Annotated in this window: 12 protein-coding genes; 8 read left to right on the top strand and 4 right to left on the bottom strand. The window is 64.3% G+C overall.

From position 1 onward, the window contains the following. Positions 1 to 118 precede the first annotated feature (118 nt). From ACE3OO_RS04005 to ACE3OO_RS03990, 4 genes are all read left to right on the top strand, one after another. Positions 119 to 1129: an OmpA family protein gene (locus tag ACE3OO_RS04005; protein WP_374299964.1), complete on the top strand. Its 1011-nt coding sequence runs from the start codon at positions 119 to 121 to the stop codon at positions 1127 to 1129. A 148-nt stretch (positions 1130 to 1277) separates the two neighbouring features. Next, positions 1278 to 2429 (top strand): flagellar motor protein MotA, encoded by a 1152-nt coding sequence (locus ACE3OO_RS04000; protein WP_374299961.1) that lies wholly within the window; start codon positions 1278 to 1280, stop codon positions 2427 to 2429. A 6-nt stretch (positions 2430 to 2435) separates the two neighbouring features. Continuing rightward, positions 2436 to 3506 carry a peptidoglycan -binding protein gene (locus ACE3OO_RS03995; RefSeq protein WP_374299960.1) on the top strand — a complete coding sequence of 357 codons (1071 nt, stop codon included), beginning with the start codon at positions 2436 to 2438 and terminating at the stop codon, positions 3504 to 3506. Beyond that, positions 3507 to 3974, top strand: a complete 468-nt coding sequence (locus ACE3OO_RS03990) for a DUF3574 domain-containing protein (protein ID WP_374299958.1) — start codon at positions 3507 to 3509, stop codon at positions 3972 to 3974. 15 nt (positions 3975 to 3989) lie between these two features. On the opposite strand, the gene ACE3OO_RS03985 is transcribed toward ACE3OO_RS03990, so the two are convergent. Next, positions 3990 to 5108 (bottom strand): hypothetical protein, encoded by a 1119-nt coding sequence (locus tag ACE3OO_RS03985; RefSeq protein WP_374299956.1) that lies wholly within the window; start codon positions 5106 to 5108, stop codon positions 3990 to 3992. After that, complete coding sequence (locus tag ACE3OO_RS03980) at positions 5095 to 6885, bottom strand: ABC transporter transmembrane domain-containing protein (protein WP_374299954.1); 1791 nt, start codon at positions 6883 to 6885, stop codon at positions 5095 to 5097. Before ACE3OO_RS03980 ends, ACE3OO_RS03985 begins: the two co-directional genes overlap by 14 nt. A gap of 235 nt (positions 6886 to 7120) precedes the next feature. Between ACE3OO_RS03980 and ACE3OO_RS03975 the strand changes: the two genes are divergently transcribed. The 4 genes from ACE3OO_RS03975 (at position 7121) to ACE3OO_RS03960 (ending at position 9963) form a co-directional block, all read left to right on the top strand. Beyond that, positions 7121 to 8515, top strand: coding sequence for a S1C family serine protease (locus ACE3OO_RS03975; protein ID WP_374299953.1), 1395 nt, complete (start codon positions 7121 to 7123; stop codon positions 8513 to 8515). A gap of 147 nt (positions 8516 to 8662) precedes the next feature. Next, entirely contained in the window at positions 8663 to 8890 is a 228-nt protein-coding gene (gene rpmE, locus ACE3OO_RS03970) for a 50S ribosomal protein L31 (RefSeq protein WP_374299951.1), read from the top strand. A gap of 179 nt (positions 8891 to 9069) precedes the next feature. Next, positions 9070 to 9336: a hypothetical protein gene (locus tag ACE3OO_RS03965; RefSeq protein ID WP_374299949.1), complete on the top strand. Its 267-nt coding sequence runs from the start codon at positions 9070 to 9072 to the stop codon at positions 9334 to 9336. Between the two features lie 153 nt (positions 9337 to 9489). Continuing rightward, complete coding sequence (locus ACE3OO_RS03960) at positions 9490 to 9963, top strand: Hsp20 family protein (protein ID WP_374299946.1); 474 nt, start codon at positions 9490 to 9492, stop codon at positions 9961 to 9963. Between the two features lie 78 nt (positions 9964 to 10041). Here ACE3OO_RS03960 and ACE3OO_RS03955 read toward each other — a convergent pair whose 3' ends face one another. Together ACE3OO_RS03955 and pgk are read right to left on the bottom strand one after the other, a co-directional pair. Further along, positions 10042 to 11079: a class I fructose-bisphosphate aldolase gene (locus ACE3OO_RS03955; RefSeq protein WP_374299944.1), complete on the bottom strand. Its 1038-nt coding sequence runs from the start codon at positions 11077 to 11079 to the stop codon at positions 10042 to 10044. Between the two features lie 59 nt (positions 11080 to 11138). Further along, positions 11139 to 12335, bottom strand: a complete 1197-nt coding sequence (pgk, locus tag ACE3OO_RS03950) for a phosphoglycerate kinase (protein WP_374299942.1) — start codon at positions 12333 to 12335, stop codon at positions 11139 to 11141. Between the last annotated feature and the right edge of the window lie 22 nt (positions 12336 to 12357).

The following is a 12357-nucleotide window of genomic DNA, read 5'->3' as shown; positions in this document are numbered from 1 at the left end:
CACCGCACAAGTGCTTGAAATCCGGCGGCCGATATCCGGTCTGCCGGGTTGTCGGATTCGGCTGCCTCGGGTATCGTCTGCGCCAGATCGGGATCACGCACCGGCAGGGGGAACATCGATGGCTGCCAGGCCACTTACGCTATCGTTTGCTGCGGCGTCGCTGGCGCTTGTCCTTGCCGTGCCCGCTGTCCATGCCCAGACCATGATCGGCAGCGGCAATATCCAGGTCAATCTGCAGGCACTCGACCAACTGGGTGGCGGCAATCCCTTCGGCGTGAATACGCCTACGCCGGGGCCACTGCTGGGTGCCACCGGGCGTCCCATGGCATCAAAAGCCGCGCAGCCATCAGTCGTTGCCGGCCCCGCCCCATTATTGGGTGAAACCAGCCTTTCACGGCCGACGCCGGCTAAGCCGAAGGCGCGCGCCGCAGCCCGCCCCGCCGTGGCTTCGGCGCAACCGCCCGCTAAGGCAAGCGCTTCCGACGTCTCCGCTGCCACCGCGCCAGCGGCTTCCGCTCCGGGCCAGTCCGCTTCCGAGACAGCGCCTGTATCACCGCCGGCCCAGGCCGCCATTCCCGCGCCGGCAGCACCCGGCGCGCCGCAACCTGTCGTTCCGGCGGCACCAGCTTCTGCTGCCAAGGCGCCTGCGGCCGAGGCGCCTGTTCCGGCTCCGGCGCCTGCTGCGCCGGCAGTGCCGGCAGCTCCTCCGCAGCTCGCTGCCGCTCCGGTTGCTCCTGCCGCGCCGGCTGCCAATCCGGCCACGCAGCAGAGCGCCCTTGTGGCCCCCACAGCACCGGCGGCTGCTCCTGGCATACAGGGCGGTGTCGTGACCATTCCGTTTCAACCCGGTCAGGGTGAATTGCCGGCTGGCGACCTGGCCGTGCTGGACGGGCTGGTAAAGCAGTTTGCCAGCAACGAGGAGCGCCTGCAGGTTCGGGCCTATGCCGCGAATACCGTCGGCGATGGCGGCAGCGGCGCGCGCCGCCTGTCGCTCACCCGTGCTTTGGCAGTGCGGCAATACCTGATCGACAAGGGCATCCGTTCGACCCGGATTGATGTCCGCGCCCTTGGCGTTCCGACCGACGGCACGGCGCCGGATCGCGTCGAAGTTGCGCCGCCGGGCCGTTGATCGTCTGAACTTCGGGTTGATCACACTCCGTCGCCTAAGCGATCATCGGAGCCGGGGGAATTGATTCGTCTGCCTGTCGCGCTGACGGGCCCGGTGCCGTGAAATTGCCGTATTCGCTCCTTACGGCAGAAACGGAAGGATGGACCGCATGACCAAGCCTGGCCGTTTTCTGTTTCGCATGATCGCGTTTCTCGTCGCCGTGGGCGTCGTGATCGCGATGCTGCATGCGACTTTGCTGCGCGCCTTCATGGCCAATCCGGCGCTGAACAGCCTGATCGCCGCCGTGCTGGTGATCGGCATCCTGTATGCTTTCCGTCAGGTCTGGATCATTGGCCAGGAGGCGAACTGGGTCGAGGCCTGGCAGAAGGCGCAGCGCGGCGCCGGTGCGGGCAATGCCGGCGAGCCGTCGAGCTTGCTCGGCCCGCTGGCCCGCATGCTGGCCAATCGTGGTCCGCGTGGTTCGCTGTCGGCTGCCGCCACTCGCGCGCTACTCGACTCTGTCGGTTCGCGGCTCGACGAGGCCCGCGATATCTCGCGCTACTTTATCGGCCTGATGGTATTCCTCGGTCTGCTCGGCACCTTCTGGGGCCTGCTGGAGACCATCAATGGTGTGGGCGATACCATCAACGGCCTGTCGCTGAACACCAACGACGACATCAATGTCCTGTTCTCGAAACTGAAGGGCGGTCTCGAAACACCGCTGGCCGGCATGGGCCTGGCCTTCTCGACCTCGATGATGGGGTTGGCGGGTTCGTTGATCCTGGGCTTCCTCGACCTCCAGGCGGGTCAGGCGCAGAACCGGTTCTATAACGACCTGGAAGAATGGCTGGCGGGATTCACGCGGGTCGGCGGCGGTGCCGTCGTCGATGGCGACCAGTCGGTGCCGGCTTATGTGCAGGCCCTGCTGGAGCAGACAGCCGACAGCCTCGACAATCTGCAGCGCACCATGGCGCGCGGCGAGGATAACCGCAGCCAGAGCGGCGCCGCGTTGATGCAATTGAATGAAAAGCTGAGCCTGTTGACCGAGCAGATGCGTGCCGAACAGGGGCTGTTGCTGAAACTGACCGAACATCAGATCGAGATGAAGCCGATCCTGGCCAAGCTGGCGCAGAATACCGAAAGCGGCAGCTTCGATGCCGCCAGCCGCGGCCACCTGCGCAATATCGACATTCTGCTTACCCGCCTGCTCGACGATGCCGCCCAGGGCCGTGCCAAACTGGTCGATGACATGCGCGCCGAGATCAAGCTGCTGTCGCGCACCATCGCCGCCATGGCGGATGCGCCGCGCCGGCAGGGCTGATCCGTCATGGCGCTGAGCCGGCGGCGCAACGATCACCAGGCAGCCGGAGCATGGCCCGGCTATGTCGACGTGTTGTCGACATTGCTGATGGTCATCGTCTTCGTTCTGGCCGTCTTTATCCTGGTGCAGTTCTTTCTCGCCAATGCCATCTCGGGCCGCGACAAGGCCATCGATGCCCTGCGCAGCGAACTGGCCGGCCTGGTCGATCAGCTGGCGCTGGAAAAAAGCAATAACGCCCAGTTGCGTGTCGATCTGACCAATCTGCAGGCCACATTAAGCAGCGCGAACGCCGAGCGGGACCAGCTTGCAGCCGTGCTCGCCGAAAGTCAGGCCCGCGCCGATGAAAGCGAGAAGCGGCTGGCCGAACAGCAACAGATCGTCGTCGATTTGCAAGGCAAGCTGGTTTCCAGCAGCGGCCAGCTGGAGCAGGAAAGGCGGTTGACCGCCGAAGCGCGCAGCCAGGTCGATCTGCTCAATCGGCAGCTTATGGCCCTGCGTGAACAGATGGCGCAGATCGAGCGCATCCTGAAGGAAAGCGAAGACAAGGACAAAGCCAACCAGGCGCAGATCAGCGACTTGGGCAAACGCCTGAATGCCGCCCTGGCCCGCAAGGTGGACGAACTGGTGAATTACCGTTCCGAGTTCTTTGGCCGCCTGCGCCAGGCGCTGGGCAACCGGCGCGACATCCAGATCGTGGGCGATCGCTTTGTATTCCAGTCGGAAGTCCTGTTCGACTCCGCTTCAGCCGAGCTGAAACCCGAGGGGCGGGAGCAGATCGCCAAGTTGGCCAAGACCCTGATCGAGATCAGCAGCAAGATTCCGACGGATCTGCCCTGGGTCCTGCGTGTGGATGGCCATACCGACAAGCTGCCGATCAATACGCCACAATTCCCGTCAAACTGGGAGCTGTCGTCCGCGCGCGCCATATCGGTGGTCAAGTTCCTGGCCAGCCAGGGCGTGCCTGTCGAACGGCTGGCCGCCACCGGCTTCGGCGAATTCCAGCCGCTGGATGCCCGTGAGGACCAGATTGCCTATCGCCGCAATCGCCGCATCGAACTCAAGCTCACCGAACGCTGAATGTTCGAGGAAGCCTTCCTGAAAGTCGGTGAACGGCTTGGAATCCTGCAGACCCGGGTGTTGGCCGCGCTGGTGCTGGCTGCGGGTGTTTTTCTGCTGCTGATCGCGGCGGCGGTCTATGTCTGGCTCAATCCGCTGGCAATATGCCGGCAGCAGAGCAGCAGCCTGTTCTTCGGCACCACGATTGCCGAACAGGGCAAGGTCGAGGCGGCGGATTGGAACCGCTTTGTCGACGAGGTGATCGTGCCGCGCTTTCCCGACGGCTTTACATTGCTGGCCGGGCAGGGTGCCTGGCGCTCATCCCGGACCGGCGAGGTCGTGCGGGAGGACAGCCATGTCCTGCTGGTGCTGCATGAGGGGGATGGCGCGGCGGATCAGGCCCTGGATGCCATCGCTGCTGACTACAAGATGCGCTTCCGGCAGGAGAGCGTGCTGCGCGCCGACCAATGTGCCCGCTACCGCTTCTGAATCCTTAAGCGGTTTTCAGTTGATGTCCCTGAGCTGCATGGCATCGAGCTGGCAATCCAACATCGTCGGCTGGAACACGGCGCCAATCAGCAGGCGGCCCTGATGCTGCACCGCTACGCTGGTGCCCGAGATCAGGGTGCCGGGGTCGGCGAAGGCTTCCTGTAGCCGGGCGACGCCGCGGTTATCATGGCTGATCCGCAGTACCATGCCGGGGCTCTCCTTTTCCCCGTTCATTGCATGGCCGATGAAGGCAAAGGCATTGGGATGTCCGGCCACCCACAGGCTGCCATTGCCATCGCGCCGGATGTTGTCTGGTCCAAACGGCAGAGGCAGGCTGCCCGTGCGCAGCAGCATGCCGCTGGATGGATCCCGGACATAGGTCAGCAGCATGCGCCACAGCGTGGACGCCACCAGCACCGTACCGCCATCGGCGGAGACTTCGATGCCGTTGGCGAAGGCGATATCTTCCGCCACCACGCGCGCGAAACGGCCGTCGTGATACACCACGGTCGAGCGGCTGAGCTGCAGCAGGTTCTCCGCCATATGCATCCAGCGCGGTCCGCTGCCGCGATCGTTGGTGAGGTAGAAGGATTCCGGGCCCGCTGCGGCGATGCCGTTCGGGTGCACGAACAGATCACTGCTGACGCTGCCGCGATGGCGCACTGTCGGCGTGCCGTCGGCCGCAAGCTGCAGCAGGAATATCTCTACGGTATGGCGCTCGGCGCTGCGATGGTTGATGACATGCAGGAAGACCTGGCCGTCGGGCGCGGCAAACAGGCTCATGCCATGGGGATGGAAGGGCAGGCTGGGCGGCAAATCGATCGGCATGAAGCGGCCCGGCCGGGCCGTCATGTCATACAGATATAGCCCGCCCTGTGCGCCGCGGTCGCGTCGGTCCTGGCTGGCGATAATGGCGGCATGGCCACCAGGCAGGATCGCCATGTCTTCCGGCCCCGGCGGCGAAGCCACCGCGATGCACTGACCGGCCACGAATGGTTCAATGTTGCGATAGGCGCCGCCGAGCCAGATCGTGTACCCGACATAGGCGATCAGCGCGACGAGGATGAAGCGCCACCAGAATCGCATCAGGCCGCGCTGCAGCGGCTTGTCCGACCGGCGGCTACGCGGCGGCATTGGCCGGGCCGGACATGAATTGCAGGCGTGCCAACCGGGCGTAGAGGCCGTCTTCCGCCATCAGGGTGTCGTGACGGCCGGCAGCGACGATCCGGCCCTGATCCATGACCAGGATGCGGTCGGCCTTTTGCACTGTGGCAAGGCGATGTGCGATCACCAGTGTCGTGCGGCCCTGCATCAGGCGCTCCAGCGCGTTCTGCACCTTGCCTTCCGATTCCGCGTCAAGCGAGGAGGTTGCCTCGTCAAGCAGCAGCACCGGCGGATCGCGCAGCAGGGCGCGGGCTATGGCGATGCGCTGGCGCTGGCCGCCGGATAGGCGCACGCCGCGTTCGCCCAGATAGGTGTCATAGCCCTCCGGCAGAGCCTGAATGAAACCATGGGCCGCCGCGGCTTCGGCCGCGACACGAATCTCTGCATCACTCGCTTCGGGCCGGCCGTAACGGATATTCTCGGCGACGCTGGCGCCAAAGATCGCCGGTTCCTGCGCGACCAGGCCGATGTGGCGACGCAGGGCGACGGGATCGAGGCGGGCAATGTCGATGCCGTCAAACAGGATGCGGCCGGCATCGGGGTCGTAGAAGCGCAGCAGCAACTGGAACAACGTGGTCTTGCCGGCGCCGGAGGGGCCGACAATGGCAACGGTTTCGCCGGCGGCGATATCCAGGCTGAGACCGTCCAGGGCGGGTGTCTGCGGCCGGGCCGGATAATGGAACCGCACCGCATCGAATTGCAGGCGACCGGACGGCGGACTGGCAAGCTGCTCCGGATTGGCCGGAGCCTTCACGGTCGGTTCGGTCGCCAGCAGTTGCATCAGGCGCTCGGCGGCGCCGGCGGCACGCTGCACATCACCCCAGATTTCCGACAGAGCGCCGACAGAGGAGGCGCCAATCACCGCATAGAAGACGAAAGCCGACAATTCACCGGCCGACATTTCGCCGGCGAATACCGCCTTGCCCCCGATCCACATCACGGCGTTGACCGCCCCAAAAACCAACAGCATGACGAGAGCGGTGAGCCAGGCACGCGCACGAATGCGGCGTACGGCGCTGCCGAAAGCGGCTTCGGCATTGGCGGCGAAGCGAGTGGCTTCGTGGGTTTCGTAGGTATAGGCCTGTACGGTGGTGATGGCATTCAGCGTTTCGCCAGCCTGCGCCGAGAGATCGGCGATGCGGTCCTGGCTTTCACGCGACAATCGCCGCAGACGCCGCCCCAGCACGATGATGGGCAGCACGACCAATGGAATCACCAGCGCGACAAGCAGGGTGAGGCGAGGCGAAGTGACCACCAGCAGCCCGGCGCTGCCGAGGAACAGCAGCAGATTGCGCAATGCGACCGATACCGAGGAGCCGATCAGCGCCTGGATCAGTTCGGTATCGGTGGTGAGGCGCGACAGCACCTCGCCGGTGCGGGTGGTCTCGAAAAAGGCAGGACTGAGTTTGAGCACATGGGCGTAAAGGCCCCGGCGGATATCGGCCACCACGCGTTCGCCCAGCCAGGTGACGCAATAAAAGCGTGCGAACGTAGCCACGGCCAGCACCGCAACAACGCCAAACAGGGCGCCGAAATAAAGGTCGAGATAGGCGCCGGTGGTGTCGCCGAAGCCGACATCAATCACCCGCCGTATCGCCTGGCCGATCCCAAGCACGGCGCCCGCTGCGACGACCAGCGCCAGGGCTGCACCCGCCGCCATCCAGCGATAGGGTGCGACGAAACCGAGGATACGGCGCAGCGAGGCCAGGGAAGGACGTTTACGGTCTGAAGCGGCGGTGTCGGACATCGTCTCGGCGAAGAAATGAAGAGAGGCCGGTTATAGCCCCCGCCTCCCCAGGGCGACAATGCGACAGGGCATCATTTAATCTCGCCCGATCGGCGTGGCCAGCCGAAGGGGCGGGGCTTCGATCTGCATGCAGGTGTATGTTCTTATAATGATCGTTATTATTTCACTTTATGTTTTTTTATTGCTCTTATTAGTATACGCAAATTGTGCAGCCCCTTCTTCCAGGATTTTCCCCATGCAGAAGCCTGTCTCGCTCTTTGTCGGCATCGGCCTGGTACTGGCCGCCTGCGTCAATCAAGAGCCGCTGGCCCCGCCTGTCATAGTGGCCACGAGCGTGGCATTGCCAGACGGTACGCAGGTCACGCCAACGTCTGCCGGTCCGGAAACGCGGGTTGTGGGTTTGCAGCGCGTTCAGTTCGATGTGCCGCGAGGCAGTGAAATCGGCGTCATCCGCAAGCTGCCATTCACCGTCTGCGAAGGCGGAAACCTAGGGCGAATCTTCCACGATGAAGGGCGCTTCCTGAGCCGTTCGAAAGAGTGGCAGGATATTTTCCACCGTATCGTCACCGGGCATGGCTATCGCGCCGCCGGCGCTCCCGACAGCCTGTTTTCCGAACAGGGGCGGGATGATGCCGAGTATCTGTTCGGCGCCAATATCCGGGCCACCCGTACCGAAGCGGTGCTGGTCTGCGATTTCATCGACGCCCATATCATCGGCATAACCGGAAATTCCACGATTTCGGTGGAATGGCAGATATTCGATCCGGTGAACCGGCGCGTGGTGCACAAGGCCACGATTGACGGGCGTTATCAGACCACGGCAACGATCCCCGCTGATCCGGTTCTGCTGGTGCAGTCGGCTTTCGCCGATTCCGTCAACAAGCTGGCTGCGGATCCGGCGGTTCGCGCAGTGGTCAGCCAGCGCCCGCTGCGCGACATGGCGCCGCAGAAAGGCATTGTTTCGGCCGATGGCCGCCGTCCGTTGGCGCGCCAACCCTTATCGCAGGTCGCGATCGACGCCCATATCGATCGTCTGCGCAGCGCCACTGTGCTGATCGAGTCTGGTGATGCCAGCCATGGCTCGGGCTTTATCGTGTCGGAGGACGGGTTGGTGATCACCAACCAGCACGTGGTGTCGGGTCAGCGTTTCGTCCGGGTGAGACTGGTCTCGGGGCGTGCCGTGATCGGAGAGGTTTTACGGCGGCAGGACATCCGCGATGTCGCGCTGATCAAGCTGGAGGGCCGCGGATATCCGGCGATGCCGATCCGCGAAACGCCGGTGCGGGTTGCCGAGGAGGTTTATGCCATCGGGGCGCCGCAGATGACAGCCCTGGCCTGGACGGTGACGCGCGGCGTGGTGAGCGCCTATCGCCCGGCCATGCCGCCGGAGCGGCTCGACATGATCCAGGCCGATGTCCCGATCCATGGCGGCAACAGCGGCGGTCCGCTGCTGGACCGGCAAGGCAATGTGGTCGGGATCACCGTCGCGGGCTATGCTATGGGCAAGGAGCAGCGGAATGCCGGCCTGAATCTGTTTATTCCCATCCTGGACGGGTTGGACAAACTGGGCCTGGAACTGGCCGACCCGGCCGCCTATGAGCGCTGGCGGCGCACGGCAGCGCTGGAATAACCACTGCCGTCAAATGGTTAACAAAGCCGATGGGGGCCGGGCTTTCGCCCTTGCGGGCTAGGTCAGTTCTGGCTATAACCCCCGCCCATTGAGGATTTTTTCGGGCTTCTGGCGGGCGATCCCCCAGGCTGGCCCAGGAGAGCAGTCATGAAGGCCGATATCCATCCGGATTATCACGAGATCAAGGTCCAGATGACCGACGGGACCGTCTATACGACCCGTTCGACCTGGGGCAAGCCGGGCGACACCATGATGCTCGATATCGACTCGAGCTCGCACCCGGCCTGGACCGGTGGTCCGGCCCGCCTGAATGAATCGGGTGGCCAGGTCGCCAAGTTCAAGAAGAAGTTCGGCAGCTTCGGCCTGAAGAAGTAAGCCGCAGACGGATTATTTGCCGGGCGCGACCCGGCGGCAAAAGCGGCCCTTCCGGGCCGCTTTTTTGTTGCCCGACTTCATTGCGCTGGCTCGGAACAGCCCTCATCTTTCCTTAACGAAGCCGCTGCTATGCCTGTTGGGCTGATGCAGCGCGCATAAGGGCAACGAGAACCGCGCCGATGGCCCAAGTCTATCAATCCGCCTCGATCAAACTCGGCAACGAGATCATCACGGTCATTTACGTATCCTATTCTGCCATCGCAACCGACGAGATGGCCGCGCGGTCCCTGGCGGCGATGAAGCCGTTGTTCAAGAATTCCACGCTGGTTCTGGCCGCCCAGGGCATCAACCTAGCGCCCGAATTCGTCGGGCCCAAACATGTGGTCGATGTTTTGCGCGGGCGGGCGCTGACCGAGTTCAAGTGGTATCCGATTACGGTCGGATGATTCTGGCGGCCCGGGACCATGGGTCCCCTTGAAGCCCCTTTTTCCGGTTCCTACATCCATGCTGCGCCGGGCGCCCATGTGGGCCCGGCATCACGGCGATCCGGCAATGTTGCGGATCGTGAACCGGATGCATCGCTTCAGGAGGATGACACCATGCGTGCTTTTGATTTTGCCCCGCTGCTGCGGTCCAGTGTTGGTTTTGACCATGTGAACCGCCTTTTCGAGCTGGCCAATCGCGCCGATGAGGCCGTGCCTGGCTACCCGCCCTACAATATCGAGAAACGCGGTGAAGATGCCTACCGCATCACCATGGCGGTGGCCGGCTTCAGGCCCGAAGAGCTTGAGGTGACAGTGAAGGAAAACAGCCTGCTGATCACCGGCAAGGCGGCCGAACAGCCGGCCGAGGCTGACGTGACCTATCTGCATCGCGGCATTGCCCGCCGCGCCTTCGAGCGTCGTTTCGAGCTGGCCGACACGGTCAAGGTGGTCGGCGCCGAACTGAATGACGGCCTGCTGCATATCGCGCTGAAGCGCGAGGTGCCGGAAGCCAAGAAGCCGCGCCAGATTCCGATCAACGCCACCGCGGTTGGCGCCACCGTGATCGACGCGCAGCCCAAGGCCGCGTAATCGTCGGCACCCAAAAAGAAAACGGCCCCGGCAGCGATGCCGGGGCCGTTCTTGTTTCCAGTCCGTCGCGGGCGCGGATCAGGCCGCCTTGAATTCCTGCTCCAGTTTCGGGTCATACTTGCCCACGGCAGCCAGGCCATTCAGCTTGGCGCGATGCAGATAGCCCTTCTGCGCGTTCGCCACGTTGGCGGCCTTGCCGCCCCACAGCTTCAGCGGCAGGGCCTGCAGGGCACGACCGTAGGAGAAGGTCAGCTTCCACGGCAGGTTCGGGTGGCGCGCGTTCATGGCGCCGAGATGGGCCGAGGCATCCTCGTCCGACTGGCCGCCCGAGAGGAAAGCGATGCCCGGCACGGCGGCCGGCACGCAGCGCAGCAGCACCTTCACGGTGGCATCGGCCACTTCGTCGACGCTGGCGCGCACCTTGGCCTGTTCACCCTGGATTACCATGTTGGGCTTCAGGATCATGCCTTCGAAGGCCACGTTATGCAGGGCGAGCTGCTCGAACACCGTATGCAGAGTGCGCTCGGTGGCGGCGAAGCTGGTGGCCAGGTCATGCCCGCCATCCATCAGGATTTCCGGCTCGACGATCGGCACGATGTTGGCAGCCTGGCAGATGCCGGCATAGCGGGCCAGCGCTTCGGCGTTGGCGACCAGGCACTGGCGGCTCGGCTTGCCGGTGGCGGCATCGATGCTCAGCACCGCGCGCCACTTGGCGAAGCGGGCACCGAGCTGGTGGTATTCGGCCATGCGCTTGGCCAGGCCATCGAGGCCCTCGGTGATCTTTTCGCCGTCGCTGCCCGGCAGGGTCTGCACGCCCTTGTCGACCTTGATGCCCGGGATGATGCCGCGCTTGTTCAGGATGTCGACCAGCGGGGTGCCGTCCTTGGCCTTCTGGCGCAGGGTCTCGTCATAGAGAATGACGCCGGAGATATACTGCTCGGCGCCCGCGGCGGTGAACAGCATCTCGCGATAATCGCGGCGGTTCTCCTCGGTCGAGGTCACGTTGATGCTGGCAAAGCGCTTTTCGATGGTGCCGGTGCTTTCGTCGGCGGCCAGGATGCCCTTGCCGGCGGCGACCATGCCCTTGGCGATCTTGTTGAGTTCGGTGAGGTTCATTTCGTCAGCTCCCAAAAGCTTCTTTCAATTTCCCGGATGCCGGGGGCTCTAGCACGCAATTATTTCGCCGCCAGCGCAGCCACGCCGGGCAGTTCCTTGCCTTCCAGCCATTCCAGGAAAGCGCCGCCTGCGGTGGAGACATAGGAGAATTCCTCTGCCACACCGGCATGCCGCAGCGCCGCCACGGTGTCGCCGCCGCCCGCCACGCTGAGCAGCCGGCCTGAGGCGGTGAGCGCCGCCGCCGTGCGCGCCACGGTGACGGTGCCGGCATCGAAGGGCGGTGTCTCGAAAGCGCCCAGCGGGCCGTTCCACACCAGCGTCCTGCAGTCGGCCAGGATGGTACCCAGGCGGGCGGCCGCCACCGGGCCGATATCCAGAATCATCTGGTCGGCCGGCACGCGGTCGGATGCCACCACCTTGCTGGGGGCACCGGCCCTGAATTCGCGGGCCACCACCACATCGTCGGGTAGGATCACGGCACACCCGCGCGCGACGGCATCCCGCAGGATGTCGCGCGCCGTGTCGGCCATGTTCTTCTCACACAGGCTCTTACCGACTTCGCGGCCCTGGGCGAACAGGAAAGTGTTCGCCATGCCACCGCCGATGATGATCTTGTCGACCTTGCCCAGCAGGTTGCCCAGCAGTTCCAGCTTGGTCGACACCTTGGCGCCGCCGATCACGGCGGCCACCGGCTTCTCGGGTGCCACCAGGGCGGCCTCGAGATGCTTGAGTTCCACTTCCATGTTGCGGCCGGCATAAGCCGGCAGCAGATGCGCCAGGGCTTCGGTCGAGACATGGGCGCGATGGGCGCAGGAGAAGGCATCGTTGACATAGATGTCGCCCAGCGCCGCCATCGACTTGGCAAAAGCGCTGTCGTTCTTCTCTTCCGCCGCGTGGAAGCGGGTATTCTCCAGCAGCACGACGCCGCCGGGTTTCAGCTTGTCGATCGCCGCCTTGGCGTTGTCGCCGATGCAATCCTCGGCAAAGGCGACCGGCGCGCCCAGCGCGGTGGCCAAGGCAGCGGCCACCGGCTTGAGCGACATTTCCGGCACCGGCTTGCCGTCCGGTCGGCCGAAATGCGACAGCACCACGACCTTGGCGCCCTTGCGTGACAATTCGTGCAGGGTGGGCAGGATGCGGCTGATACGCAGATCGTCGGTGATCCGGCCGTCCTTCATCGGGACGTTGAGGTCGACGCGGGTCAGCACCGTCTTGCCGGCGACATCGACCTCATCGAGCGTGTGGAAACGCTTCATGGCTCGGGCTCCTGGCGCCTGG

The organism is Ferrovibrio sp., assembly GCF_041906005.1.
Classification (GTDB): Bacteria; Pseudomonadota; Alphaproteobacteria; order Ferrovibrionales; family Ferrovibrionaceae; genus Ferrovibrio.
The sequence above is the reverse complement of the archived record's forward strand: the minus strand, read 5'-3'. Positions and strand labels throughout refer to the sequence as shown.